This is a genomic window from Pseudoxanthomonas kaohsiungensis, assembly GCF_010211765.1.
Classification (GTDB): Bacteria; Pseudomonadota; Gammaproteobacteria; order Xanthomonadales; family Xanthomonadaceae; genus Pseudoxanthomonas; species Pseudoxanthomonas kaohsiungensis.
In genome coordinates this window covers 1-24,491 of the sequence record NZ_PDWO01000002.1, presented here as the reverse complement: position 1 = coordinate 24,491, position 24,491 = coordinate 1, and the positions used below count along the sequence as shown (strand labels likewise).

General features: G+C 72.1%; 24 protein-coding genes. 21 read left to right on the top strand and 3 right to left on the bottom strand.

Annotated elements, in window-relative coordinates; all coding sequences use genetic code 11:
• Positions 1 to 98 precede the first annotated feature (98 nt).
• From oleC to ubiB, 5 genes are all read left to right on the top strand, one after another.
• Positions 99 to 1,781: an olefin beta-lactone synthetase gene (gene oleC, locus CSC66_RS02570; protein WP_162375831.1), complete on the top strand. Its 1,683-nt coding sequence runs from the start codon at positions 99 to 101 to the stop codon at positions 1,779 to 1,781.
• A complete protein-coding gene (gene oleD / locus CSC66_RS02565) occupies positions 1,778 to 2,785 on the top strand; it encodes a 2-alkyl-3-oxoalkanoate reductase (protein ID WP_162375830.1) in 1,008 nt (335 codons plus the stop codon). The genes oleC and oleD overlap by 4 nt, the downstream gene beginning before the upstream one ends.
• A 68-nt stretch (positions 2,786 to 2,853) precedes the next feature.
• Positions 2,854 to 3,012, top strand: a complete 159-nt coding sequence (locus CSC66_RS02560) for a DUF1328 domain-containing protein (protein WP_162375829.1) — start codon at positions 2,854 to 2,856, stop codon at positions 3,010 to 3,012.
• Positions 3,013 to 3,197: 185 nt separating this feature from the next.
• Complete coding sequence (locus CSC66_RS02555) at positions 3,198 to 3,824, top strand: ubiquinone biosynthesis accessory factor UbiJ (RefSeq protein ID WP_162375828.1); 627 nt, start codon at positions 3,198 to 3,200, stop codon at positions 3,822 to 3,824.
• Positions 3,821 to 5,479 (top strand): ubiquinone biosynthesis regulatory protein kinase UbiB, encoded by a 1,659-nt coding sequence (ubiB, locus tag CSC66_RS02550; protein ID WP_162375827.1) that lies wholly within the window; start codon positions 3,821 to 3,823, stop codon positions 5,477 to 5,479. Before CSC66_RS02555 ends, ubiB begins: the two co-directional genes overlap by 4 nt.
• Before the next feature lie 512 nt (positions 5,480 to 5,991).
• Here ubiB and CSC66_RS02545 read toward each other — a convergent pair.
• Positions 5,992 to 8,796, bottom strand: a complete 2,805-nt coding sequence (locus CSC66_RS02545) for a M16 family metallopeptidase (protein WP_162375826.1) — start codon at positions 8,794 to 8,796, stop codon at positions 5,992 to 5,994.
• A 126-nt stretch (positions 8,797 to 8,922) separates the two neighbouring features.
• On the opposite strand from CSC66_RS02545, the gene CSC66_RS02540 reads away from it, so the two are divergent.
• The 5 genes from CSC66_RS02540 (at position 8,923) to CSC66_RS02520 (ending at position 13,613) form a co-directional block, all read left to right on the top strand.
• Positions 8,923 to 9,624, top strand: a complete 702-nt coding sequence (locus CSC66_RS02540) for a pseudouridine synthase (protein ID WP_162375825.1) — start codon at positions 8,923 to 8,925, stop codon at positions 9,622 to 9,624.
• Between the two features lie 303 nt (positions 9,625 to 9,927).
• Positions 9,928 to 10,359: an alternative ribosome rescue aminoacyl-tRNA hydrolase ArfB gene (gene arfB, locus CSC66_RS02535; protein WP_162375824.1), complete on the top strand. Its 432-nt coding sequence runs from the start codon at positions 9,928 to 9,930 to the stop codon at positions 10,357 to 10,359.
• A gap of 44 nt (positions 10,360 to 10,403) precedes the next feature.
• Positions 10,404 to 10,967, top strand: a complete 564-nt coding sequence (locus tag CSC66_RS02530) for a lysophospholipid acyltransferase family protein (protein ID WP_162376146.1) — start codon at positions 10,404 to 10,406, stop codon at positions 10,965 to 10,967.
• 8 nt (positions 10,968 to 10,975) lie between these two features.
• Positions 10,976 to 12,406 (top strand): cryptochrome/photolyase family protein, encoded by a 1,431-nt coding sequence (locus CSC66_RS02525; RefSeq protein ID WP_162375823.1) that lies wholly within the window; start codon positions 10,976 to 10,978, stop codon positions 12,404 to 12,406.
• 82 nt (positions 12,407 to 12,488) lie between these two features.
• Positions 12,489 to 13,613, top strand: a complete 1,125-nt coding sequence (locus CSC66_RS02520) for a PQQ-dependent sugar dehydrogenase (protein WP_162375822.1) — start codon at positions 12,489 to 12,491, stop codon at positions 13,611 to 13,613.
• A gap of 187 nt (positions 13,614 to 13,800) precedes the next feature.
• On the opposite strand, the gene CSC66_RS02515 is transcribed toward CSC66_RS02520, so the two are convergent.
• Positions 13,801 to 14,580: a hypothetical protein gene (locus tag CSC66_RS02515; protein ID WP_162375821.1), complete on the bottom strand. Its 780-nt coding sequence runs from the start codon at positions 14,578 to 14,580 to the stop codon at positions 13,801 to 13,803.
• A gap of 91 nt (positions 14,581 to 14,671) precedes the next feature.
• Entirely contained in the window at positions 14,672 to 15,220 is a 549-nt protein-coding gene (locus tag CSC66_RS02510) for a fasciclin domain-containing protein (protein WP_162375820.1), read from the bottom strand.
• Positions 15,221 to 15,410: 190 nt separating this feature from the next.
• On the opposite strand from CSC66_RS02510, the gene CSC66_RS02505 reads away from it, so the two are divergent.
• The 11 genes from CSC66_RS02505 (at position 15,411) to CSC66_RS02455 (ending at position 24,362) form a co-directional block, all read left to right on the top strand.
• On the top strand, positions 15,411 to 16,376 hold the full coding sequence (locus CSC66_RS02505) for an acyl-CoA desaturase (protein WP_162375819.1): 966 nt from the start codon (positions 15,411 to 15,413) through the stop codon (positions 16,374 to 16,376).
• On the top strand, positions 16,373 to 17,635 hold the full coding sequence (locus CSC66_RS02500) for an NAD(P)/FAD-dependent oxidoreductase (protein ID WP_162375818.1): 1,263 nt from the start codon (positions 16,373 to 16,375) through the stop codon (positions 17,633 to 17,635). Before CSC66_RS02505 ends, CSC66_RS02500 begins: the two co-directional genes overlap by 4 nt.
• Positions 17,632 to 18,411, top strand: coding sequence for a DUF1365 domain-containing protein (locus CSC66_RS02495; protein ID WP_162375817.1), 780 nt, complete (start codon positions 17,632 to 17,634; stop codon positions 18,409 to 18,411). The genes CSC66_RS02500 and CSC66_RS02495 overlap by 4 nt, the downstream gene beginning before the upstream one ends.
• On the top strand, positions 18,408 to 19,682 hold the full coding sequence (locus CSC66_RS02490; RefSeq protein ID WP_162375816.1) for an SAM-dependent methyltransferase: 1,275 nt from the start codon (positions 18,408 to 18,410) through the stop codon (positions 19,680 to 19,682). The genes CSC66_RS02495 and CSC66_RS02490 overlap by 4 nt, the downstream gene beginning before the upstream one ends.
• Positions 19,682 to 20,482, top strand: a complete 801-nt coding sequence (locus CSC66_RS02485; protein ID WP_162375815.1) for a DUF1295 domain-containing protein — start codon at positions 19,682 to 19,684, stop codon at positions 20,480 to 20,482. The genes CSC66_RS02490 and CSC66_RS02485 overlap by 1 nt, the downstream gene beginning before the upstream one ends.
• Positions 20,479 to 21,567 carry an SAM-dependent methyltransferase gene (locus CSC66_RS02480; RefSeq protein ID WP_162375814.1) on the top strand — a complete coding sequence of 363 codons (1,089 nt, stop codon included), beginning with the start codon at positions 20,479 to 20,481 and terminating at the stop codon, positions 21,565 to 21,567. The genes CSC66_RS02485 and CSC66_RS02480 overlap by 4 nt, the downstream gene beginning before the upstream one ends.
• 10 nt (positions 21,568 to 21,577) lie before the next feature.
• Positions 21,578 to 22,138, top strand: coding sequence for a lipocalin family protein (locus tag CSC66_RS02475; protein ID WP_162375813.1), 561 nt, complete (start codon positions 21,578 to 21,580; stop codon positions 22,136 to 22,138).
• A gap of 128 nt (positions 22,139 to 22,266) precedes the next feature.
• Positions 22,267 to 22,839, top strand: a complete 573-nt coding sequence (locus CSC66_RS02470) for a sigma-70 family RNA polymerase sigma factor (RefSeq protein ID WP_238394233.1) — start codon at positions 22,267 to 22,269, stop codon at positions 22,837 to 22,839.
• Positions 22,836 to 23,498: a ChrR family anti-sigma-E factor gene (locus CSC66_RS02465; RefSeq protein ID WP_162375811.1), complete on the top strand. Its 663-nt coding sequence runs from the start codon at positions 22,836 to 22,838 to the stop codon at positions 23,496 to 23,498. The genes CSC66_RS02470 and CSC66_RS02465 overlap by 4 nt, the downstream gene beginning before the upstream one ends.
• A 65-nt stretch (positions 23,499 to 23,563) precedes the next feature.
• Complete coding sequence (locus tag CSC66_RS02460) at positions 23,564 to 23,944, top strand: VOC family protein (protein ID WP_162375810.1); 381 nt, start codon at positions 23,564 to 23,566, stop codon at positions 23,942 to 23,944.
• 73 nt (positions 23,945 to 24,017) lie between these two features.
• A complete protein-coding gene (locus CSC66_RS02455) occupies positions 24,018 to 24,362 on the top strand; it encodes a hypothetical protein (RefSeq protein WP_162375809.1) in 345 nt (114 codons plus the stop codon).
• Positions 24,363 to 24,491 lie beyond the last annotated feature (129 nt).

Sequence of the window (24,491 nt, the reverse complement as noted above, 5' to 3'; positions counted from 1 at the left end):
GTCGAATTCTGCCGCAGGCCGCGCCCTGCGCAGAAGCGTCCACGCGTCCGGGCGGACGCAGCCCCGATCGGCGGTCGTCCATCGGCGATAATCGGGCGATGACCGAGCCCTGCAACATCGCCGCGGCGCTGCCGCGGCTGGCCGCCGAACGTCCCGACCAGCCCGCGATCCGTTGCCCCGGGCGGCGCAGCGCGGGCGGTGGACTGGCCGCCTACGACGTGGTCCTGGACTACCGCACCCTGGACGCGCGCAGCGATGCGATCGCCGCCGGCCTGGCCCGCCACGGCATCGGACGCGGCGTGCGCACGGTAGTGATGGTGCGGCCGTCGCCGGAGTTCTTCCTGCTGATGTTCGCCCTGTTCAAGGCCGGTGCGGTACCGGTGCTGGTCGACCCGGGCATCGATCGCCGCGCGCTGAAGAAGTGCCTGGACGAGGCGCAGGCGCAGGCCTTCGTCGGCATTCCGCTGGCGCATGCGGCGCGCCTGGTGCTGGGCTGGGCCAAGTCCGCGCGCATCCTGGTCACGGTCGGCGCGCGCTGGGGCTGGGGCGGCACCACGCTCGCGAAGATCGAGCGGGACGGCGCCGGCGGCGGGCCGCAACTGGCCGACACCGCGCCGGACGACGTGGCCGCGATCCTGTTCACGAGCGGATCGACCGGCGTGCCCAAGGGCGTGGTCTACCGCCACCGCCATTTCGTCGCCCAGGTCGCGATGATGCGCGAGGCCTTCGGCATCGAGCCCGGCGGGGTGGACCTGCCGACCTTCCCGCCGTTCGCGCTGTTCGACCCCGCGCTCGGTTTGACCTCGGTGATCCCCGACATGGACCCGACCCGGCCGGCCAGCGCCGACCCGGTGCGGCTGCATGACGCGATCTGGCGCTTCGGCGCCACCCAGCTGTTCGGCTCGCCGGCGCTGATGCGGGTGCTGGCCGACTACGGCCGGCCGCTGCCGACGCTGCGCCGGGTGACCTCGGCCGGCGCGCCGGTGCCGCCGGAGGTGGTCGAGAAGATCCGCACCCTGCTCGACGATGACGCCCAGTTCTGGACGCCCTACGGCGCCACCGAGTGCCTGCCGGTGGCGGTGATCGAAGGCCGCGAACTGCAGGGCACGCGCGCGGCGACCGAGGCCGGCGCCGGCACCTGCGTCGGCCGGCCGGTGCCGCCGAACCAGGTGCGCATCATCGCGGTGGACGACGCGCCGGTCGCCGAGTGGTCCGGCGTGCGCGAACTGGCGCCGGGCGAGGTCGGCGAGATCACCGTCGCCGGCCCGACCGCCACCGACAGCTACTTCAACCGCGACACGGCCACCGCCGCGGCCAAGATCCGCGAGACGCTGGCCGCGGAGGGAAGCGGGGCGGCGGCGGGCGAGCGCGTCGTCCACCGCATGGGCGACGTCGGCTATTTCGACGACCAGGGCCGGTTGTGGTTCTGCGGCCGCAAGAGCCAGCGCGTCGAAGCGGCCGATGGCCCGCTCTACACCGAGCAGGTCGAGCCGGTGTTCAACGTGCATCCGCAGGTGCGCCGCACCGCGCTGGTCGGCGTGGGCGGCCGCGGCACGCAGCGACCGGTGCTGTGCGTCGAGCTGGCCGCCGGCACCCACGTGGGCGAGTTCCCGCGGATCGAGGCGGAGTTGCGTGCGATCGGCGCACGGCATCGGCACACCGCGCGCATCGCCACCTTCCTCCCGCACCCCGGCTTCCCGGTCGACATCCGCCACAACGCCAAGATCGGCCGCGAGAAGCTGGCCGCCTGGGCCGCCCCTCGCCTTGGAGACAACGCATGAAGATCCTGGTCACCGGTGGCGGCGGTTTCCTCGGCCAGGCGCTGTGCCGCGGCCTGCGCGGGCGCGGCCACGAAGTGGTGAGTTTCCAGCGCCGGCATTCGCCGGAGCTGGCGGCGCTTGGCGTGGGCCAGGTGCGCGGCGACCTCGCCGACGCGAACGCGGTGATGCATGCGGCCGCCGGCGTGGACGCGGTGTTCCACAACGCGGCCAAGGCCGGCGCCTGGGGCAGCTACGACAGCTACTTCCAGGCCAATGTCGTGGGCACCCGCAACGTGCTGGCCGCCTGCCGCGCGCATGCCATCGGCCGGCTGGTCTACACCTCCACGCCCAGCGTCACCCACCGCGCCACCCATCCGGTCGAGGGCCTGGGCGCGGACGAAGTGCCCTATGGCGAGGATTTCCAGGCGCCGTACGCGGCGACCAAGGCGATCGCCGAACAGGAGGCGCTGGCCGCCAGCGACGCCACACTGGCGGTGGTGGCGCTGCGCCCGCGCCTGATCTGGGGCCCGGGCGACGCGCAGATCCTGCCGCGACTGGTCGAGCGCTCGCGCGCCGGCCGGCTGCGCATCGTCGGCAGCGGCGACAACCTGGTGGACACGACCTACATCGACAACGCCGCGCAGGCGCACCTCGATGCGTTCGACCACCTGGCGCCCGGCGCAGCCTGCGCAGGCAAGGCCTACTTCATCTCCAACGGTGATCCACGGCCGATGCGCGAGGTACTCAACGCGCTGCTGGCGGCAGCCGGCGCGCCACCCGTGGAGAAGCACCTCTCGTTCAAGGCCGCGTACCGCATCGGCGCGGTCTGCGAGCGGGTCTGGCCGCTGCTGCGCCTGCGCGGCGAGCCGCCGATGACCCGCTTCCTCGCCGAGCAGCTCAGCACGACGCACTGGTACAGCATGGAGCCGGCACGCCGGGACTTCGGCTACGTGCCCCGGGTTTCCTTTGACGAGGGACTCACAAGGCTGAAGGCTGCATGGCGCGACGGTGCGGCCATCACCTGATCACGACCCGGGTCCACGCACTATCCGCGGCAACCGCCCCGAGGGGCGTCCACCCGAGGGATATCCCCATGCTGCACTACGCCGTCGTGTTCTTCGTCATCGCCGTCATCGCCGCGCTGCTGGGCTTCAGCGGCATCGCCGGCGCCGCCACCAATATCGCCTGGATCCTGTTCGTCGTGTTCCTGATCCTGGGCGCCGTTTCGCTGCTGCGCGGCCGCAAGGTCTAGCGCGGGGCCACCGAAAGGAGGGAGTTCGCCGCCCGGGCCGTGTGCAAGCCGGCGCGCGGCAGGCATGGAAGCCATTGGACGGGCGGGGCGCAAGCCCCGCCCGTCGTCTTGTCCGCGCCTTGTTCCGCCCGGCACCAGGCGTTCCGCAGCCGTCGCCCCGGCATCGGCCCCGGTAGAATGCCGGCATGCCCACGCCTTTCGATGCCCTCAAGCCGCTGGCCGGTCGCGCCCTGGAAGCGGCGCTCAACCGTGCCGTGGCACTGGATCCGGACACGGGCGCGGCGTTGGCGGCACTGGATGGCCGCCGCATCTCGCTGGCGCTCGAATCGCCGCCGCTGGCGCTCGACATCGCCGTGCATCGCGGCCACCTGCAGGTGGGCCCGCCGCTGGGCCAGGCCGACCTGGCGGTCCGCGGCACGGTCGGCGGCCTGCTCGGACGCATGCCGTTCCTGGCCGGCGCGCGAGGCGCGGGCGGGCGCCTGCACGTGGCCGGCGACGCCGACCTGGCCCAGCGCCTGCAGCGGCTGGCCGCCAACTTCACCCCCGACTGGCAACAGCCGTTCGTCGCCGCGTTCGGCGAGGTGATCGGTGTGCAGGTGGCCAATGCGGTGGCGGCGGCGCTGCGCGGTGCCCGTGGAACGGCCGCCGGGCTGGCGCGATCGGGCGCCGAGTACGTCACCGAGGAAAGCCGCGACGTGGTCGCCCGCGCCGAGCTGTCCGCCTTCAACGACGACGTCGATGCATTGCGCGACGACGTCGAGCGCATCGCCGCGCGCATCGCCCGCCTGCCCCGCGTCGAGGTGGCCCCGTGAGGGCGGCGCTTCGCGCCTGGCGCATCGGCCGGGTGGTCCTGCGCTACCGGCTGGACGAACTACTCGACGACACGCCCGCCGAGCGCTGGCTGCGGCTGGGCAAGCCCTTCGCCCCGCGCACGCCGGCCAGCGTGGCGCGGCTGCCGCGTGGCGAGCGCCTGCGGCTGGCGCTGCAGGAGCTGGGGCCGATCTTCGTCAAGTTCGGCCAGATCCTTTCGACCCGGCGCGACCTGCTGCCGGCCGACATCGCCGAACAGCTCGCCCTGCTGCAGGACCAGGTGGCGCCGTTCGACGGCGACACCGCGCGCGCGATCGTCGAGCACGCGCTCGGCGAACCGGTGGCCACGGTGTTCGCCCGCTTCGACACCACGCCGCTGGCCTCCGCGTCGATCGCCCAGGTACATGCCGCCCGCCTGCGCAACGGCCGCGACGTGGTGGTCAAGGTGCTGCGCCCGGGCATCGAGAAGCAGATCGGCGCCGACATCGCCCTGCTCAAGTCGCTGGCCGCGCTGGTCGACCGCACCCACCCCAACGCCGACAAGATCCGCCCGCAGGCGGTGGTCGCCGAGATCGAGACCACCCTGGCCGCCGAGCTGGACCTGCAGCGCGAGGGTGCCAACGCCAGCGTGATGCGCCGGCTGTGGGCCGACTCGCCGGACCTGTACGTGCCGGAAGTGATCTGGAGCCACACCGCCGAGCGCGTGCTGACCATGGAGCGGGTCAGCGGCATTCCGTCGGACGACATCGCCGCCCTGGATGCCGCCGGCATCGACCGCCGCGTGCTGGCGGAGAAGGGCGTGCGGGTGTTCTACACCCAGGTGTTCCGCTACAACTTCTTCCACGCCGACGCGCACGCCGGCAACATCTGGGTCGACGACGATCCGGCGCGGCGCCACGACCCGCGCTTCGTGGTGCTGGACTTCGGCATCGTCGGCCAGCTCTCGGCGCAGGACCAGTACTACCTGGCCGAGAACTTCATGGCCATCTTCCACAAGGACTACCGCCGCATCGCCGAGCTGCACGTCGAAGCCGGCTGGATGCCGGCGACCGTGCGCATCGACGAGCTGGAAGCCGCCGCGCGCGCGGTCTGCGAGCCGTACTTCACCCGACCGCTGAGCGAGATCTCGCTGGCCGAAGTACTGGCCAAGCTGTTCCGCACCGCGCAGCGCTACGAGCTGACCCTGCAGCCGCAACTGATCCTGCTGCAGAAGACCCTGCTCAACATCGAGGGCGTCGGCCGCCAGCTCGACCCGAAGCTGGACATCTGGGCGGTCGCGCAACCGGTGCTCGAGCGGATCCTGCGCGAGCGCTACAGCCCGCGCCGCCTGCTGCGCGAGTTCCGCAAGCGCGCGCCGGAGCTGATGACCCGCGCGCCGGAAATGCCGCGCCTGCTGCACGCCTGGCTGGAGCAGCAGGTCGAGGGCCGCCACGAGATGGGCATCCGTTCGCAGGAGCTCAGCGAAATCGCCCGCACCCTGCAGACCATGCAGCGCCGCTCGGTGGCCGCGATCCTCGGCAGCGGCCTGCTGGTGGTGGCCGCGGTGCTGTATGCGCTCGAGGCCGGTGGGCCGAGCCTGCTGGGCGTGCCGCTGTCGGCGTGGATCGCCGGCCTGGGTGGGCTCTGGGCGATCCTGGCTGCGCTGCCGCGCAGGTAGGGCGGTCGTCGGCGACAAGCCGGTGTCGTTGGAGTGCCGGCCGACGCGGCCATCACCCGTCCGTTCCTCGCCGTCGGATACGCCCGTGTCGCCCATGGAGATGGGCTCCTACAGGGCGGTGGTGGTGCCCGTGTAGGAGCCGATTCATCGGCGACCCGGCGGGGCCATCACCCGTCGGTTCCCTGCCGTCGGATACGCCCGTGTCGCCCATGAAGATGGGCTCCTACAGGGCGGGGGTGGTGCCCGTGTAGGAGCCGATTCATCGGCGACCCGACGGGGCCATCACGCGTCCGTTTTCCTGACGTCGGATACGCCCGTGTCGCCCATGAAGATGGGCTCCTACAGGGCGGGGGTGGTGCCTGTGTAGGAGCCGATTCATCGGCGAACCGGCGGGGCCATCACCCGTCGGTTCCCTGCCGTCGGATACGCCCGTGTCGCCCATGAAGATGGGCTCCTACAGGGCGGTGGTGGTGCCTGTGTAGGAGCCGATTCATCGGCGACCCGACGCCGCGTTACTGCGCCGCCGCCGCTGATCCCTGCGCCGCCGGCGCCGCCTTCGCCGCGGCGGCGAAATCACCGGCGGTGAAGGTGCTCAGCTTCGCCGGATCCAGGTGCCTGCGGATCGCGGCGTTGACCTGGTCCACGGTGAGCGCGCGGTAGCGGGCGTCGAGGTCGGCGGTGAACTGCATGGTGCGGCCGAAGTACAGCTGGTCCTGCAGCATGCCGGCGACCTGGGCATCGTTGGCCCGGCCCTGTTCGCGTTCGGTGAGCAGGCCGGAGACCGCATCCTGCAGTTCGGCGGCGGTGATGCCGTCTGCGACCAGGCGGGCCAGTTCCTCGCGCGCCGCCGCCTCGACACGGACCATGTTCTGCGGCGCGGCGATCGCCTGGATGGCGAAGCTGCCGGCATCGTCCTTGCCTTCGATGCTGTCGTCGGCGTTGATCGAGCTGCCCACGCCGTAGCTCAGGCCCTCCTTCTGCCGGATGCGGTCGCCCAGCCGCGACTTCAGCGCGCCGCCGCCGAAGATGCGGTTGGCCACCACCAGCGCGGTGTAGTCATCGTCGGTGACCCGCAGCGGGACGTTGTGGCGGGCCATGAACACGGCGTTGGGCTTGTCCGCTACCGGCAGGCGCTCGGCCACCGGCGCCACCGGGGTGAAGCGGGTCGCGATCGGCTGGTAGGGATGCGGGGTCTTCCAGTCCGCGAACAGGGCCTCCAGCTGCTTGCGGACCGCGGCCGCGTCGAAGTCGCCGACGATCGCGATTTCACCTTGCGCGGTGCCGTAGAAGTCGCGGTGGAAGGCGACCAGGTCCTCGCGCCTGAGCGCGTGCAGGCGGGCCAGCGACTCGTCCAGCGTCTCCACGTGCAGCGGATGGCCGGCCGGCCAGGGATCGAAATGCAGCGCCAGCGCCTGCGCGGCGATGCTGCCGGGCTCGTTGCGCGAGGCTTCCAGGCCGGTGACCGCCTGCAGCTTCAGCTGCTCGAACTCTTCCTCGGCGAAGGCCGGTTCGCGCAGCAACGTGGCCATCAGGGCCAGCGCCTCGGGCAACTGTGCGCGACGGGTGACCAGCGACAGGTTGGCGCCCTGCAGGCCGCCGCTGACGCCGCCCTGGGTCTGCAGCGCTTCCAGCTTCTGGTCGATCTGCACACGGCTCAGTTGCCTGGAGCCGCGCATCAGCATCGCCCCGGCCATGCCGGCGGCGGTGTCGCGGCCGGTCAGCGAGGCGGCGTCGCCGAAGCGGAAGTTGCCGTCCACCACCACCGTGCCGCCGCGGGTGCGCTTGGGCAGCAGCGCCACCTTCAGTCCTTCGCCGAGGGTGAAGCGCTCGGTGCGGGCCTCGATGTTCGCCGGGCTCGGATCGAAGTGTTCGCCGGCATCGACCGCGGCACGGCCGGTGTAACCGGCGACCACGCCCGCCGCCGGCGGCGCGGCCGGCACCTCGACCCGGTCGGGCGCATCGGTGGGCACGAAGCGTCCGAGGGTGCGATTGACCGGGCGCAGGTACTGCGCCGCGACGCGGTTGACGTCGTCGGCGGTGACCTTGGCGATCGCATCGCGGCTGGTGAACAGCAGGCGCCAGTCGCCGGCGGCGACGAACTCCGACAGGCCCATGCCGACCGCGTTGACGTCGGTGAAGTACAGGTCGTAGGCGTTGGCGATGCGCTGCTGCGCCTGCGCCACTTCCTCGGCGGTGACCGGCTGCTTTTCCAGCCGCTCGACCTGGGCGAGCAACACCTCTTCCATCGCCTGCGCATCGCCGCTGCGCTGCTGTACCGCCACCGCGGTGAACAGGCCGGCATCCGCCAGGCCCTCGGCGCTGGCGCCGGCGGCGGCGGCGATGCGCGGTTCGACCAGGGCGCGGTGCAGGCGTCCGCCCGGGGTGTGGCCGAGCACGTTCGCCAGCACGGAAAGGGCGGCGTTGTCGGCATGGGTGCGCGCGGGGATGTGGTACGCGGCGGCGACCAGGTTGAGGTCGCCGACCCGGCGCACGGTGACCTCGCGCTCGCCGTCCTGCGCCGGCTCCACGGTCGGTGCCTGCGGCAGCGGCGACTTCGGGTTCTTCAGCGGCCCGAACGTGGCCTGGACCTTGCCCAGCACCTCGGCCGGGTCGATCCGGCCGGCGATGACCAGGGTCGCGTTGTCCGGGCGGTACCAGGTCCGGTAGAAGTCCTGCAGCTGTTCGATCCGCAAGCCCTCCACGTCCGAGCGCGCGCCGATGGTGGAGTGGCCGTAGTTGTGCCAGAGGTAGGCGGTCGAACGCAGGCGCTGCATGAGCACGCCGACCGGGTTGTTCTCGCCGGCCTCCAGCTCGTTGCGGACCACGGTCATCTCGCTGTCCAGGTCGGAGCGGGCCACGCGCGACTCGAGCATGCGGTCGGCCTCCATCCCCAGCACCCAGTCCAGGGTGCTGGCGTTGGCCGGGAACGAGGCGAAATAGTTGGTCCGGTCCAGCGAAGTGGTGGCGTTGAACTGGATCCCGCGCCGCTTCATCTCGCCGCTGATGTCGTCGTGGGCCGGGGTGCCCTTGAACAGCAGGTGCTCGAGCAGGTGCGCCATGCCGGTCTGCCCGTAGTTCTCGTGCACCGAGCCGACGCCGTAGGTGAGGTTGACCGTCACCGTCGGCTTGGTCGGGTCCGGGAACAGCAGCACGCGCAGGCCGTTGGCCAGGGTGAACTCGCTGATGCCCTCGATGCTGGGCCCGGCGGTCACGCCCTTGGGCAGGGCTGGCGCCTGCGCCGCGGCATGCGCCCCGGTGCAGAGCAGAGCGGTGGCCAGCGTGAGCGCGAATGCGAGAATGGACTTGCCGGCGATCATCCGTGGTCTCCAGTGCAGGGGCCGGGCGTTTTGCCGGCCCGTCGAGTGTCGCAGATGTGGCCCACGGCCGCAGTGCGCCGGTGGTGTTGGCCGGTAGGTCTTGTCCACGCGAAGGGGTAGGAATCCATGCGGTTGCCAGTGCTGTACGAGGATGCGTGGCTGGCTGTGGTCGCCAAGCCGGCCGGGCTGATGGTGCACGACAGCGCGCTGGCGGCGGACGAGACCGACTTCGCCGCCGACCGCCTGCGCGAGCAGTTCGGCCGCCCGATCCATCTGGTCCACCGGCTGGACCGCGCCACCAGCGGCTGCCTGCTGCTGGCGTTCGACCGCGACGGCGCCTCGGCGCTGGGCAAGACGGTGATGGCCCGGCAACTGGACAAGCATTACCTGGCGATCTGCCGCGGCTGGCCGGAGGAAGCGTTCACCATCGACCACCCGCTCGACGGTGGTCCGGGCAAGCCGCAGAAGAAACCGGCGGTGACGCACTTCCGCCGCCTCGCTACCGGCGAGCTGGACGAGCCGTCCGCCGGCTTCGCGACCTCGCGCTACGCGTTGCTGGAATGCGAGCTGCCGACCGGGCGCTTCCGCCAGATCCGGCGCCACCTCAAGCATGCCTCGCACCACCTCATCGGCGACACCAGCCACGGCGACGGTCGCCACAACCGCGCCTTCCGCATGCGCGGAGTGCACCGGATGCTGCTGCATGCCTGGCGGCTGGGCTTCCCGCACCCGCGGACCGGCGAGCCACTGAAGGTGGAAGCGCCGCCGGAAGGCGAGTTCCTCAAGGCGATGGCGCTGTTCGGCTGGCCGCCGCCGCCGTCCTTGTAGGAGCCGATTCATCGGCGACCCGACGCCGCGGGGACGGGCGACGCTCTCGCCGGTCGGTGCCCGGGTCGCCCATGAAGATGGGCTCCTACAGGAACTTGTCGCGGCCTGCCGCGCGGTGGCGCCACAGCGGATGCGCAATGACATCGCGCGGCGCCTGCGCCACGCCCGCCCGCGCCCTGCTCCTGTAGGAGCCGATTCGGCGACCCGACGCCGCCGGCAAGGACGAGGCCATCACCACGGCTTCGCCACTCTCCCCACACCACCTTGTCGCCAGCAAGCTGTGCTCCTACATACAATCGGCCCATGCCCGCCGACGACCTGGTCATCCACCCCGGCCTGGCGATCCCCGATGCGGAGATCGTCGAGCGCTTCGTGCGCGCCAGCGGCGCCGGCGGTCAGAACGTCAACAAGGTATCCAGCGCGGTCGAGCTGCGCTTCGACATCGCCGGCTCGCCGTCGCTGCCCGAACCCCTGCGCGCGCGCCTGCTGGCGCGGCGCGACCGCCGGCTCACCGACGAGGGCGTGCTGGTGATCGACGCCCAGCGTTTCCGCACCCAGGACCGCAACCGCCAGGACGCGCGCGAACGGCTCGCCGCCTTCATAGCCGCCGGGCTGGTGGTGCCCAAGCGCCGGATCGAGACCAAGCCCACCCGCGCGTCCAAGCAGCGCCGCCTGCAGGGCAAGCGCGAACGCAGCGAGGTCAAGCGCGGCCGCACCACCCGGAACTGGGACTGAGCGTGGCCGCCGACGGACCGCTGCTGCCGCCGATCCCGCCGAACATGCCGCAGGTGCCGGCGTCGCGGCGTTTCTCGCGCTGGCTCGGGCGCACGATCCTGCGCCTGGGCGGCTGGCGCGTCATCGGCACCTTTCCCGACATCCCCCGGCTGGTGCTGATCGCCGCGCCGCATTCGTCCAACTGGGATGGCATCTGGGGCATGGCCGCGAAGATGGCGCTGGGCTTCGATGCGCGAATCCTCGGCAAGGACTCGCTGTTCTGGTGGCCGCTGTCGGTGGTGCTGCGCCGGCTGGGGGTGATCCCGCTGGACCGCAGCAAGCCGCAGGGCGTGGTCGAGCAGAGCATCGAGCTGATCCGGCAGTCGCCGCAGCTGTGGTTCGCGCTGGCGCCGGAAGGCACGCGCAAGCCGGTGCAGCAGTGGAAGGCCGGTTTCCTCAAGATCGCCCACGGCGCCGGCGTGCCGGTGCTGATGGCGTACTTCCACTACCCGGACAGGACCATCGGCATCGGTCCGCTGTTCCACACCACCGGCGACCTGCCCGCCGACATGGCCGCGATCCGCGCCTGGTATCGCCCGTGGCAGGGCAAGAACCGCGGGACGGTGTAGGAGATCGCATGGCCGTCGCCCTGGTCTGGTTTCGCGACGACCTGCGCCTGGACGACCAGCCCGCGCTGCGCGCCGCGCTCGAACGCGGCTGGTTGCCGGTGCCGGTCTACATCCACGCGCCGGACGAGGAGGGCGACTGGGCACCGGGCGCGGCCTCCGATGCCTGGCGCCGGCGCTCGCTGGCGGCGCTGGCCGACGCGCTGGAGCGACGCGGTTCGCGCCTGCTGGTATTGCGTGGACCGAGCCTGGGCACCCTGCAGGCGCTGGCCGCGCTTACCGGCGCCGAGGCGGTGCTGTGGACGCGCCGCTACGAGCCGGCGATCGAGAAGCGCGACGCGAAGATCAAGCGCGCCCTGCGCGAAGCCGGCCTGCATGCGGAGAGTTTCAACGGCGCGCTGCTGTTCGAACCCTGGGAGGTGGCGACGAAGCAGGGCGATCCGTACCGCGTGTTCACGCCGTTCTGGAAAGCGGCGCGGGCGCAGTGGCGCACGCCGCGGTTGTGGGACGCGCCGGCGCGGCTGCCCTCGCCGGACGCGGCCGAAGCGCCGCACGGGATCGCGCTCGACACCTTGTTGCCCGCGCCGTCGCCGCCATGGGACGCCGGCTTCTGGCAGCGCTTCACCCCGGGCGAGGCCGGCGCCGGCGACGCGCTGGCGCGGTTCCTCGGCCAGGCGCTGGCCGGTTACGCCTCGGCACGCGACATGGCCGCCGAGGCGGGCACCTCGCGGCTGTCGCCGCACCTGCACTTCGGCGAGGTCGCGGTGCAGCGCGTGGCCGCGGCGGTGCTCGATGCCGGCGATACCATCGCCGCCGAAGACCGCGACCGTTTCCTCGCCGAACTGGGCTGGCGCGAGTTCGCCCACCACGTCCTGCACCACTTCCCGAAGGTGCCCGACGAGCCGCTGGACGCGCGCTTCGCCGATTTCCGCTGGGCGCGGCCGCTGCAGGCACGGCTCGATGCCTGGCGCCAGGGCCGCACCGGCGTGCCGATCGTCGATGCCGGCATGCGCGAGCTCTGGCACACGGGCTGGATGCACAACCGCGTGCGCATGATCGTGGCCAGCTGGCTGACCAAGCACCTGCGCATGCACTGGCGCCATGGCGCGCGCTGGTTCTGGGACACGCTGGTCGACGCCGACCTGGCCAACAATACCCAGGGCTGGCAATGGACCGCCGGCACCGGTGCCGACGCCGCGCCGTACTTCCGCGTGTTCAACCCGGTGACCCAGGCGCGCAGGTTCGATCCGGAAGGGGCCTACATCGCACGCTGGGTCCCGGAGCTGGCGGCATTGCCGCCGCAGGCGCGCTTTGCGCCCTGGGAACAGCCGGAGCTGCTGCGGCGGCTCGCGCCGGGCTATCCGCGCACGCCACAGGTCGACCTGGCCGAAGGCCGGCAGGCGGCGTTGGAGGCCTTCGCCCTGCTCAAGCGCGCGCGCTGAGGCGCCGCCGGTCGCGTCACGGCGGCGTGACGTGCGCCGGGTAGGATCGGATGCCCTTCCATCCGTTCCCCGAGGCCACGCCATGCGCCGTTCTCCCCTCAGCCTGCTCGCATCCGCGCTCCTCGTCGCCAGTGCCGTCGCCTCCGCGCAGGCGCCGGCGGCCGCGGACAGGCCGTTCGAGGCGGTCGAAGTGGCGCGCTTCGACGAGCCGTGGGCGATGACCTTCCTGCCCGATGGCCGCCTGCTGGTCACCGAGAAGGCCGGGCGCCTCTGGGTGCAGGACGTGGCCACCGGCAAGCGCACCCGCATCGGGCGCGTACCGGAAGTCGTGCACGCCGGCCAGGGCGGTTTCGCCGATGTCGTCCTGCATCCACAGTTTTCCAGCAACGGCTGGGTCTACCTGAGCTACGCCGAGGCCGGCGACGGCAACACCTCCGGAGCCGCCGTGGCGCGCGCGAAGCTGGACCTCGAGGACAAGGAGCTCGAGGACCTGCAGGTGGTCTGGCGGCAGGTGCCCAAGGTCGCGGGCAACGGCCACTATGGCCACCGCATCGCCTTCGACGCCGACGGCATGCTCTGGATCACCTCCAGCGAGCGGCAGAAGTTCGACCCCGCGCAGGACATGGCCTCCAACCTGGGCAAGATCGTGCGCCTGCGCGACGATGGCAGCGTGCCGGACGGCAATCCCTTCACCGGCCAGGGCGACGTGGCCGCGCAGGTGTGGTCGCTGGGCCATCGCAACATGCTCGGGATCGACTTCGACCGCGACGGCCGCTTGTGGGTGCACGAGATGGGCCCCAAGGGTGGCGACGAGCTCAACCTGATCGAGAAGGGCGCCAACTACGGCTACCCGATCGTCTCCAACGGCGACCATTACGACGGGCGCCCGATCCCCGACCACGACACCCAGCCGCAGTACCGCGCGCCGGTCATCACCTGGACCCCGGTGATCTCGCCGGCCGGCTTCGTGATCTACGACGGCGACCGCTACCCGGGCTGGAACGGCAGCGGCCTGATCGGCGGGCTCTCGTCGCAGAGCCTGGTGCGGGTCGCGTTCGACGGCACCTCGGCGCGCGAAGCCGAGCGCTTCGACATGGGCACGCGCATCCGCGAGGTCGAGCAGGGGCCCGATGGCACGATCTGGCTGCTGGAGGATGGCGGCAAGGGCGCCCAGGGCCGCCTGTACCGGCTCGACCCGCGCTCGTGAGGTTCGCGGGCGGCCCTGGTGGCCGCCCGCGGGTGATGCCCGTAGAGCGGGGCTCGCCCCGCTGCTTCGCGTCTGATGTCCTCGCCCGCAGGCCAGGAGAGCCCTGCATGGCCAGGGCAGCGGGGCGAGCCCCGCTCTACGGGGCGCCGGCGGCGGGCTCGTTGCCTTGCCCGCCGCCGCGCATGCTTCAGAAATCCCAGCGTCCGGTGATGGATACCGGCATCGACACGCGGCTGCCGGTGTCGTTGATCGCCGCCAGGCCGAGCCCGGCGATGGCGGAATCGTCGTCGGACAGGTCGCCGATGTAGTTCACGCCGCCGGTCAGGGTCATGCTGAAGCGCTCGGTGAACGGGATCTGCACGCCGGCTTCGACGCCGCCGCTCACCGCCCAGGCCTTCTCGAAGAACGGCGCGTCCGGGATCGTGATCGCCGCGGCGGGAATCTCGAACGTGGCCTTGATCGCGTCGGTCTCGGTCGCGCCCAGCCGCGCCGCCACGAACGGCCGGGCCCAGCCCGACTCGCCGAAGAAATGCCGGTAGCCGAACTCGAACGTGTAGGCGTCGTAGCCGGAGAAGTGGCCGAAGACGTCGAGCTCGGTGTCCAGCGCGGGCACGTAGGCGGCGCCGACGCGCACGCGGCCGTCATCGGCGCTCATCTGGCGGGCCTGGAGGAACACTTCGCTCCGGTCGCTCAGTCCATAGCCCACCTCCAGGCCCAGCGACATGGCCGTGCCATAGATCTGGTCGTGGCCGCGCGACTGGATGCGCAGCTGCGCATCGACGCCGGCCAGCGCGGGATTGAGCGGGCCCAGGTCGGGCACGTCCACGGTCGCGCCGCGGTGCACGTCGCCGCTGAGCGGCGTGTCGGTGCCGCCGAGCACGGACATGGAGAAGCGACCGCTCTCGGGAGCGGCCAGGGCGGGGGAAGCCAGCGCACAGAGCGCGGTGCAGAGCAGCAGCTTGTTCATGACGCTTTCTCCTGGTGGGTGGTGCATGCGGTTGCGGCGCGATGCCGTGGACCGGGCCACGGCACCGCGCCAACGCGGGGGACGGTTGGGATCAGGGCATCAGCACGCGGTCGACGACATGCACGACGCCATTGCCGGCGGCGAGGTCGGTGGCGGTCACGCTGGCCTTCCCGCCCTTGGCATCGGTGAGCAGTACGCGATTGCCGTCGAGGCTCGCGACCAGCTTGCCGCCCTGCACGGTGGCCAGTTCGGCCTTGCCGCCACCGGCCTTGATCTTCGAAACCAGGGTGGCGGCGTCGACCTTGCCGGGCACCACGTGGTAGGTCAGCACGCCGGTGAGCGTGGCCTTGCTCTCGGGCTTGAGCAGGGTGTCGACGGTGCCGGCGGGCAGCGCGTCGAACGCGGCGTTGGTCGGCCCGAAGACGGTGAACGGGCCCGCCGACGACAGCGTGCCGGCCAGGCCCGCGGCCTTGACCGCGGCGACGAGGGTGGTGTGGTCGGGCGAGCCGACGGCGACGTCGACCACGGTCGACTGCTTGGCCGGCGCGGCGGCGGCACTGGCGGCGCCGGCGTTGGCGGTGGGGGCCAGCGGCGCGATCAGGGCGAGCGAAAGAGCCAGGGCGATGCGATGGGAATTCATGGTGGTGCCTCGTGGCGGATGGAAGGGAGGCTGCATCGGCAGCGAGGTCTGTTACGCCGGATGTGGCGGTTCGGATTCATCACGCCACGTGCACATCGCGCGCACATCGGCGACGGGATCGCGTGGCCGGGATCCATCCGGCCCTCACGCACGTATGCAAGTGAACAGCCGGCCGTGACGCCTACCGCCCATGCACAACCCCACGCCTCCTCCTGCTTCCACGGTACGACCAGTGCCGGGGCGCGCCGCGTGGCTGCGCCGCTGGGTCACGGGCGCGCCGGCGCGCGTCGACGAGCCGCTGGTGGGGCATCGCATCGACTGGCCGCGCGCGGTGCCGTTCATCGCCCTGCATGCCGGCTGCCTGGGCGTGGCCTGGGTCGGGGTTTCGCCGGTGGCGGTGGCGGTGGCGACGCTGCTCTACGTGGTGCGCATGTTCGCCATCACCGGCTTCTACCACCGCTACTTCTCGCACCGCGCGTTCCGCACCTCGCGCCCGCTGCAGGTGCTGTTCGCGGCGCTGGGTGCCTCGGCGGTGCAGCGCGGTCCCTTGTGGTGGGCGGCGCATCACCGGCACCACCATCGCCATGCCGACACGGCGGCCGATCCGCATTCGCCGCGCGAGCGCGGCTTCCTCTGGAGCCATGTCGGCTGGTTCCTCACCGAGGAGGCGTTCGCCACCGACTACCGTCGCGTCCAGGACCTGGCCGCCTATCCCGAATTGCGCTGGCTGGACCGCTACGACGTCGTCGTGCCGCTGCTGCTGGCCGCCGCCACCTACGGCTTGGGGTGGGTGCTGCAGCGCGTCGCCCCCGGCCTGGGCACCGACGGCCCGCAGATGCTGGTGTGGGGCTTCTTCGTCTCGACGGTGGTCCTGTTCCACGCCACCGTCACCATCAATTCGCTGGCGCATCGCTACGGCCGGCGCCGCTTCGACACGCGCGACGACAGCCGCAACAACGCCTGGCTCGCGCTGCTCACCTTCGGCGAGGGCTGGCACAACAACCACCACTTCTACCCCGGATCGGCCCGCCAGGGCTTCCGCTGGTACGAGCTGGACCTGACCTGGTACGGACTGCGCCTGATGCAGGCGCTCGGGCTGGTCTGGGACCTGCGGCCGGTGCCGGCGTGGGTGCTGGCCAAGGCGGCCGCGCGATGAGGATCGCGGTGGTCGGTTCGGGCATCGCCGGCCTGTCGGCGGCATGGCGGCTGTCGCAGCGCCACGAGGTCGTGCTGTTCGAGCGCGACGACCGCTTCGGCGGCCATACCCATACCCACGCGGTCCGGCACGAGGGTCGCGACTGGCGGGTGGACACCGGCTTCATCGTCCACAACCCGGTCCACTACCCGCGGCTGGCGGCGCTGTTCGAAGAGCTGGGCGTGACCTCGCGGCCGACGACCATGAGCTTCTCGGTGCACCGCGCCGATGGCCTGGAATACAACGCCACGACGCTCGACGCGCTGTTCTGCCAGCGCCGCAACCTGGTCTCGCCGCGCTTCCTTGGCATGGTCGCGGACCTGGTCCGGTTCTACCGGGAGGCGCCGGCGCTGCTCGACGGGCCCGGCCCGGGGCCGACGCTCGGCGGCTACCTGGCCCTGAACGGCTACGGCGACGCCTTCCGCGACGACCATCTGGTGCCGATGGCCTCGGCGCTGTGGTCGTCGCCGCCATCCCGGATCCTGGACTTCCCGGTCCGCTACCTGGTCGCGTTCATGGCCAACCACCAGATGCTGCAGGTGCGCGGCCGGCCGCAGTGGCGCGTGGTCGAGGGTGGATCGGCGACCTACGTGGAACGGCTGCGCGCGCGCTGGCGCGTGCAGGAACGGCTGCGCACGCCGGTGCACGCGGTGCGCCGCCACGACCATGGCGTGCAGCTGCTGCATGCGGACGGCATCGAGAACTTCGACCACGTGGTGCTGGCCTGCCACAGCGACCAGGCACTGGCCCTGCTGGAACGGCCGGACCCGCGCGAGCGCGCGATCCTCGGTGCGCTGCCCTACCAGGAGAACGATGTGATCCTGCACACGGACGCCCGGCTGCTGCCGCGCCGGCGCAAGGCCTGGGCGGCATGGAACGCCTACGTGCCGGGCGATCCGGCGGCGCCGTGCACGGTGAGCTACTGCATGAGCCTGCTGCAGGGCCTGGACACGCGCGAGCCGTTCGTGGTTACGCTCAACCGCACCGGGGCGATCGACCCGTCGCGGGTGCTGCAGCGCATGCGCTACGCGCATCCGGTCTACACCGCCGCCTCGGTGAGCGCGCGTGCCCGCGCGCACGAGATCCAGGGCCTGCACCGGACCTGGTTCGCCGGTGCCTACTGGGGCTGGGGCTTCCACGAGGACGGCATCCGCAGCGGCGAGCAGGTGGCTGCGCAGATCGAGGCCGGCGCCACCCGGCGCCTGGAGGTGGTCGCATGAGCCCCGTGCACAGCGCGCTCTACGAAGGCCGGGTGGTGCACCGCCGCCACCTGCCGCGCGCGCATGCCTTCCGTTACCGGATCGCGCAGCTGTACCTGGACCTGGACGAGGTCGAGCGGGTGTTCGAGCGGCGCTGGCTGTGGTCGGTCGACCGCCGCAACCTGGGCGAGTGGCGGCGCAGCGACTACCTGGGGCCGGCGTGCACCCCGCTGAAGGACGCGGTGCTGGACCGGGTCGAACAGGCCACCGGCGAGCGCCCCGGCGGGGCGGTGCGCATGCTCTGCCATCCGCGCTACGCCGGCTACGTGTTCAACCCGGTCACGTTCTACTACTGCCACGACACCGGCGATGCGCTGCGCGCCGTGGTGGCGGAGGTGACCAACACCCCGTGGGGCGAGCGCCACGCCTACGTGCTGCCCGCGGACCAGGCGCAGCGCCGCGGCGGCCTGCTGCGCTGGCGCTTCGACAAGGCCTTCCACGTGTCGCCGTTCATGGCCATGGACCGCGGCTACGACTGGCGCTTCAGCGTGCCGGGCGAGCGCCTGGGCGTGTACATGCGGGCACTCGACGGCCCGGTGCGCGAGTTCGACGCCAGCCTGAGCCTGCACCGGCGCCCGCTCGACGGGCCGGCGCTGGCGCGGCTGCTGTGGCGCTATCCGCTGATGACCGCGCAGGTGATCGGCGCCATCCACTGGCAGGCGCTGCGGCTGTGGCTCAAGCGCGTGCCGTTCCACGACCATCCGCGCCTGCGCGCGGCCGAAGGAGTTCGTCGATGAGTCCACCCGTCCTGTCCGTCCCGGCCGTGGATGCCGCCGCGCCGACCGCGCTCGACGCCTGGCTGCGCCAGCGCGTGCTGCGTTCGCTGGCGCCGCTGCGGCACGGCGAGCTGCTGCTCGAGGATGCATGGGGGCGGCAGCGGCTTGGCGTGGCGGATGGCGCGCATCCGGTGCATGTCCGCGTCGCCGATCCGCGCTTCTACCGCGCGCTGGCGCTCGGCGGCAGCGTCGCCGCCGGCGAGGCGTACGGCGACGGGCTGTGGCACAGCGACGACCCGGTCGCGCTGGTGCGCCTGCTGCTGCGCAACCGCGACCTGCTCGACACGATGGAGTCGGGCAGCGCGCGCCCGGCCTCGGCCGCGTTGCGGGCCTGGCATGCGTTGCGCGGCAACACCCGCGCCGGCGCGCGCCGCAACATCGCCGCGCACTACGACCTGGGCAACGACTTCTTCGGCCTGTTCCTGTCGCCCGACCTGATGTACTCCTCGGCGCTGTGGGCCGGCGACGACACGCTGGAAAGCGCTTCGACCCGCAAGCTCGATGCCGTCTGCCGCAAGCTCGGCCTGCGCGAAGGCCTGCGGGTGGTGGAAGTGGGCACCGGCTGGGGCGGGCTGGCGCTGCACGCCGCGCGCCACTACGGCTGCCACGTCACCACCACCACCATTTCCCGCGAGCAGCACGCCCTGGCCAGCGAGCGCGTGGCCGAGGCCGGGCTGCAGGACCGCGTCACCGTCCTGCTCCGCGACTACCGCGACCTGGAGGGCCGCTTCGACCGGGTCGTCTCGATCGAGATGATCGAGGCCATCGGTGCGCGCTACCAGGAAGCGTACTTCGGCAAGCTGGCGGCGCTGCTGGAGGACGACGGGCTGGCGCTGGTGCAGGCGATCACGATCGAAGGCCACCGCTACGAGCAGGCGCTGCGTTCGGTCGACTTCATCAAGCGGCACATCTTCCCCGGCAGCTTCATTCCCTCGGTCCACGGGATGCTCGGCGCCAGCGCGCGCGCCGGCGACCTGCAGCTGGTGCACCTGGAGGATTTCGGCCTGTCGTACGCGCGCACGCTCAACGCCTGGCGCTCGCGCTTCCTCGCCGCGCGTGACCAGGCGCGCGGCCTGGGCTACGACGAGCGCTTCCTGCGCCTGTGGGATTTCTACCTGGCCTACTGCGAAGGCGGCTTCCTCGAGCGCTCGATCGGGGTCAGCCACCTGCTGTTCGCGCGCCCGGGCGCGCGCCCGGGCCATGGCGACCGCTGGGTCGCAGGAGTCGCCTGATGGACCTGCTGCAGGCGTTCGGGTGGCTGGCGTTGGCAATGGCGGCGCTGATGCTGGGCGGGTGGCGGTGGGAGCGCGCGCACCGCAACGCCGGCATCGTCGACGTGCTCTGGGCCACCGGCATGGGCCTGGCCGCCGTGTTCCTGGCGGCCATCGGGCCGGGCGCGGTGTTGCCACGGATACTGCTGGCCGTCCTCGGCGGCGTCTGGGCGCTGCGACTGGCCATGCACCTGTGGCGGCGCGTCCGCGGCGAAGCCGAGGACGGCCGCTACCACCACCTGCGTGCGCACTGGAAGGATAGCGGGCCCGCATTCCTGCTGTTCTTCCTCGGCCAGGCGCTGCTGGTGCTGCTGTTCGCACTGCCGTTCGCCGCCGTGGCCGCCAACCCGGCCGGGGACTTCAGCGCATGGACCGCGCTCGGCGTGGCGGCGTGGCTGCTGGCGGTGGGCGGCGAGGCCGTCGCCGACCGCCAGCTGGCGCGCTTCCGCGCCGATCCGCGCAACCGCGGACGCACCTGCGACACCGGGCTGTGGCGGTTCTCGCGGCATCCGAACTACTTCTTCGAGTGGCTGCACTGGTTCGCCTACGTGTTCCTCTCGGTGGGCTCGCCGCTGCACCTGCTGAGCTGGGCCGGGCCGGTGCTGATGTACCTGTTCCTGCGCTACCTCAGCGGCATCCCCTGGACCGAAGCCCAGGCCCTGCGCACCCGCGGGGACGACTACCGGCGCTACCGCGAGCGCACCCCGATGCTGTTCCCCTGGTTTCCACGCGATCCGGACCGCAGGAGGTCCCAGGCATGAGCCTGGCGATACCGAGCGCACGCATGCCGCACGCGCATGCCCCCGAACCCGGCCTGGCCGGCCTGGCCGAGCGCGGCTGGCTGCCGGACGCGGCCGTCCGCCTCGGCATCCGCCGCCTGTGCGCGCAGCGGCTGCGGGAATGCCTCGCCGGCGGTGCCGCGGCCCAGCAGGCGCGGCACCAGCGGCTGGTCGAGGCGTTGGGGCGGATGCCGCTGGCGGTCCACACCGAGGCGGCCAACGCGCAGCATTACGAGGTACCGGCCGCGTTCTTCGAGCGCTGCCTGGGGCCGGCGCTGAAGTATTCGGCCTGCCTGTTCGAGCGTCCGGACAGCACCCTGGCCGAGGCCGAGGAGGCGATGCTGGCGCTCTACGGGCAGCGCGCCGGCCTGGCCGACGGGATGGACATCCTCGAGCTGGGCTGCGGCTGGGGATCGCTGACGCTGTGGATGGCGCGGCGCTACCCCGGCGCGCGCATCACCGCGGTATCGAATTCGCACTCGCAGCGCGCCTGGATCGAAGCGCGCTGCGCCGCCGAAGGCCTGGACAACGTGCGGGTCGTGACCTGCGACGTGAACGCACTCGAGCTGCCGGCCGGCAGCTTCGACCGCTGCGTGTCGGTAGAGATGTTCGAGCACGTGAGCAACCACGCCGCGCTGCTGGCGCGCATCGCGCGCTGGCTGCGCGCGGACGGCCGGCTGTTCGTGCACATCTTCGTCCACCGCCTGGCCGCCTATCCGTTCGACACCGAGGGCCAGGACAACTGGATGGGCCGGCATTTCTTCACCGGTGGGCTGATGCCGGCGGCCGACACGCTGCTGCACCTGCAGCGTGACCTGGTGCTGGAGCGGCGCTGGCTGGTCGACGGCACCCACTACCAGCGCACCGCCGACGCCTGGCTGGCCAACCAGGACCGGCATCGCGACGCCTTGCTGCCGATCCTGGCGCAGGCCTACGGCGGCGATGCCGCGGCGCGGCTGTGGTTCCAGCGCTGGCGGATGTTCTGGATGGCCTGCGCCGAACTGTTCGGCTACGAGGACGGCCAGCAGTGGCTGGTCGCCCACTACCTGTTCGCACCCCGCACCTGAGGAGCACAACATGCGCGCCACCGCCCTGGCCTGGCTGATGTCGACCTGCCTGCTGGCCGCCTGCGCCGGCCAGGGCGGCGCCCGCCCCATCCCGCCGGTCGAACAGGTCGACCTCGACCGCTTCATGGGCGACTGGTACGTGATCGCCTCGATCCCCACGGCGATGGAGCGCGGTGCCCACAACGCGGTGGAAACCTACTCCCGCGGTCCGGATGGCCGCATCGACACGGTATTCCGCTTCCGCAAGGACGGGCCTGCCGGCGAGCTGGAGACGATGACCCCGACCGGCTTCGTCCGCGAAGGCACCGGCAACGCGGTCTGGGGCATGCAGTTCGTCTGGCCGGTCAAGGCCGAGTACATCATCGCCGCGCTGGCCGACGACTATTCCGACACCATCGTCGCGCGCAACAAGCGCGACTACGTCTGGATCATGGCGCGCACGCCGACCCTGCCCGAGTCGCGCTACCGGCAACTGGTCGCCGAAGTGGCGGCGATGGGCTACGACACCTCGCGCCTGCGCCGGGTGCCGCAGCAGTGGCCGGAGCCGGCGCCGCGGCCGCCGCTGCGGTGAGGCCGGCGGGGATCCATCGGGCCCGCTCGCGCGTAGAGGTTGGAGAAGACGGCAACGGCGTGTACCCGAGTAAGATGGCGACAGATCCGGCCACCAGGAAAGTGACGCCGCTAGCGGCGCCCCAGCGCGTGTCCAGCCAACGCCCCGCCCTGCCGGACGATGCCGGTTACTGGAGCGCGCAGATGCGCGCGGTGGCCGAGCGCCAGGACATGGATGCCTTCCTCGGCATCCACGACCACTACGCTCCCCGGCTCAAGCGCTACCTGCTCGGCCACGGCGTGTCCGCCGCCCAGGCCGACGACCTGGTCCAGGAATCGATGCTGCGGCTGTGGCGCAGCGCCGCCGCGTTCGATCCCGCCCGCGCCAGCCTGTCGACCTGGCTGTTCCGGATCGCCCGCAACCTGCAGATCGATGCGCGGCGGCGCGAGGCGCACCGCGAATCGGAACCCGTTCCGGTCGACGAGGCCTGGATGGTCGACGAGTGGGGCGTTTCGCCGGACGACTACGCCGACCATGCCGGCCTGGACCGCGCCATCCGCAGCCTGCCGGCGGCGCAGGCCCGGCTGATCCGCATGTCCTACCTCGAAGCCCGCAGCCACAGCGAGATCGCCGCCGAGCTCGGCATGCCGCTGGGCTCGGTCAAATCCACCCTGCGCCGCGCCTTCGCGCGATTGAAGGCCGGACTGGGGGCCGCGCCATGACCCCGAACCACCATCCCGACGCATCCACCCTGCTGGCGTTTTCGGCCGGCGCGCTGCCCGAGGCGTTCGCCGCGGTCGTCGCCGCGCACCTGGACGTCTGCGACGAATGCCGCGGCCAGCTCGCCCTGGCCGACCGCATCGGCGGCCACCTGCTCGTCCAGCAGGAGGGCGCACCGTTGCCGGACGACGCCCGCGAGCGGCTGCGTGCACGCGTGCTGGCCGAGGGCGCGCCCGCGCCGCGGCCGGTGCCACACCCGGTGGCGGCGACGGCGGCGGACGATGCGTTGCCGCGCACGCTGCAGCCGTACTTCGGCCGCCGCTACTCGGACCTGCGCTGGCGGATGATCGGTCCGGGCATCCATTACGTGCGCGCCGACCGGGTCGACGACGGCCACCTGATGCTGCTGCGCACCGCCCCCGGCCGCAGCGTGCCGATGCACACCCACGGTGGCAGCGAGCTGACCCTGATCCTGCGCGGCGCCTATCGCGATGCGATCGGGCACTTCGCCCCCGGCGACGTCGCCGACCTGGATTCGGACGTGGAGCACCAGCCGGTCACCGTGCCCGGCGTGCCGTGCATCTGCGTGGCCGCCACCGACGCGCCGCTGCGCTTCTCCGGCTGGATGGCGCGCATGCTGCAGCCGCTGTTCAAGCTCTAGGCCGGTCCGGCCCTGGCTGGCATCATCCGCCCGGGATCACGGCGCGCAGGCGCGGGGAGGCGGGCATGGAATCGGGACATCGGGTGCAGGGAATCCGCCAGGTCGCGATCACCGTCGCCGACGTCGACGCCGCGCTCGGCTTCTACCGCGACGTGCTCGGCCTGGCGTTCCTGTTCCGCGCCGGGCCCGGCCTGGCGTTCCTGGACGCCGACGGCGTGCGGATCATGCTGACCACGCCGCAGGGCGCAGGTGCGGTGGGCGCCAATTCGATCCTGTACTTCCGCGTGCACGACATCGCCGCCACCCATGCGGCGATGCTGGCGCGCGGTGCCACCGCCGAACGCGAACCGCAGCTGGCCGCGCGGATGCCCGACCACGAGCTGTGGGCCGCGTTCCTGCGCGATCCCGACGGCAACCTGGTGGGCCTGATGGAAGAGGTGCGCTGACCGCGGCGCCGGCTGTCCGGGTTGGCGCTGCTTCCTGCGTTTGCCTGGCTACTGCAAGGCGTGGAGCGCGGCGATGGCGTCCCTGGTCCCCGGCATCGACACCGGGATCGTTTCCGACGAGCCGCTGCTCGAGGTGCGCGCCTCGGAGGCCCGCCCGCTGGCCGCCGGCCGCCACCTGTTCCAGCTCGTGGTCACCGATGCAGCGGGAAACGCGTCGGCACCGGTGACCTTCCCGGTCCTGGTGCGCGACCCGCGCCGGCCGATCGCGATCGTCGATGCGATCCGCGCCGATGGCACCCGGCTCTACCGGCCCGAGCTCGTGGTGGAGTTCGGCGAGCCGTTCCAGCTCACCGGGGAGCGCTCCAGCGACCGGGGCGGCCGCATAAGCACATGGCAATGGACGCTGCTGGCGCGCTGAGCGCGCCAGCGCATGCGTGATGCCGAGGTACTCGAACCGGCGGGCGCGGGACCGGGCGACCCGTCAAGGTGGTGGCGCAAGCGCCGCTTCGTCGCCCCGATCGTCGCGGCCCATTGCCAGGCCCGCACC

What these genes read in the sequence shown, in the direction of transcription:
- CSC66_RS02505 (WP_162375819.1), top strand. Translation starts at nt 15,411, where the DNA reads ATGCACAACCCCACGCCTCCTCCTGCTTCCACGGTACGACCAGTGCCG.
- oleC (WP_162375831.1), top strand. Translation starts at nt 99, where the DNA reads ATGACCGAGCCCTGCAACATCGCCGCGGCGCTGCCGCGGCTGGCCGCC.
- CSC66_RS02540 (WP_162375825.1), top strand. Translation starts at nt 8,923, where the DNA reads ATGCGGTTGCCAGTGCTGTACGAGGATGCGTGGCTGGCTGTGGTCGCC.
- oleD (WP_162375830.1), top strand. Translation starts at nt 1,778, where the DNA reads ATGAAGATCCTGGTCACCGGTGGCGGCGGTTTCCTCGGCCAGGCGCTG.
- arfB (WP_162375824.1), top strand. Translation starts at nt 9,928, where the DNA reads ATGCCCGCCGACGACCTGGTCATCCACCCCGGCCTGGCGATCCCCGAT.
- CSC66_RS02520 (WP_162375822.1), top strand. Translation starts at nt 12,489, where the DNA reads ATGCGCCGTTCTCCCCTCAGCCTGCTCGCATCCGCGCTCCTCGTCGCC.
- CSC66_RS02545 (WP_162375826.1), bottom strand. Translation starts at nt 8,796, where the DNA reads ATGATCGCCGGCAAGTCCATTCTCGCATTCGCGCTCACGCTGGCCACC.
- CSC66_RS02485 (WP_162375815.1), top strand. Translation starts at nt 19,682, where the DNA reads ATGGACCTGCTGCAGGCGTTCGGGTGGCTGGCGTTGGCAATGGCGGCG.
- CSC66_RS02560 (WP_162375829.1), top strand. Translation starts at nt 2,854, where the DNA reads ATGCTGCACTACGCCGTCGTGTTCTTCGTCATCGCCGTCATCGCCGCG.
- CSC66_RS02530 (WP_162376146.1), top strand. Translation starts at nt 10,404, where the DNA reads ATGCCGCAGGTGCCGGCGTCGCGGCGTTTCTCGCGCTGGCTCGGGCGC.
- CSC66_RS02495 (WP_162375817.1), top strand. Translation starts at nt 17,632, where the DNA reads ATGAGCCCCGTGCACAGCGCGCTCTACGAAGGCCGGGTGGTGCACCGC.
- CSC66_RS02510 (WP_162375820.1), bottom strand. Translation starts at nt 15,220, where the DNA reads ATGAATTCCCATCGCATCGCCCTGGCTCTTTCGCTCGCCCTGATCGCG.
- CSC66_RS02475 (WP_162375813.1), top strand. Translation starts at nt 21,578, where the DNA reads ATGCGCGCCACCGCCCTGGCCTGGCTGATGTCGACCTGCCTGCTGGCC.
- CSC66_RS02515 (WP_162375821.1), bottom strand. Translation starts at nt 14,580, where the DNA reads ATGAACAAGCTGCTGCTCTGCACCGCGCTCTGTGCGCTGGCTTCCCCC.
- CSC66_RS02465 (WP_162375811.1), top strand. Translation starts at nt 22,836, where the DNA reads ATGACCCCGAACCACCATCCCGACGCATCCACCCTGCTGGCGTTTTCG.
- CSC66_RS02460 (WP_162375810.1), top strand. Translation starts at nt 23,564, where the DNA reads ATGGAATCGGGACATCGGGTGCAGGGAATCCGCCAGGTCGCGATCACC.
- CSC66_RS02490 (WP_162375816.1), top strand. Translation starts at nt 18,408, where the DNA reads ATGAGTCCACCCGTCCTGTCCGTCCCGGCCGTGGATGCCGCCGCGCCG.
- CSC66_RS02500 (WP_162375818.1), top strand. Translation starts at nt 16,373, where the DNA reads ATGAGGATCGCGGTGGTCGGTTCGGGCATCGCCGGCCTGTCGGCGGCA.
- CSC66_RS02555 (WP_162375828.1), top strand. Translation starts at nt 3,198, where the DNA reads ATGCCCACGCCTTTCGATGCCCTCAAGCCGCTGGCCGGTCGCGCCCTG.
- CSC66_RS02455 (WP_162375809.1), top strand. Translation starts at nt 24,018, where the DNA reads ATGGCGTCCCTGGTCCCCGGCATCGACACCGGGATCGTTTCCGACGAG.
- CSC66_RS02525 (WP_162375823.1), top strand. Translation starts at nt 10,976, where the DNA reads ATGGCCGTCGCCCTGGTCTGGTTTCGCGACGACCTGCGCCTGGACGAC.
- CSC66_RS02480 (WP_162375814.1), top strand. Translation starts at nt 20,479, where the DNA reads ATGAGCCTGGCGATACCGAGCGCACGCATGCCGCACGCGCATGCCCCC.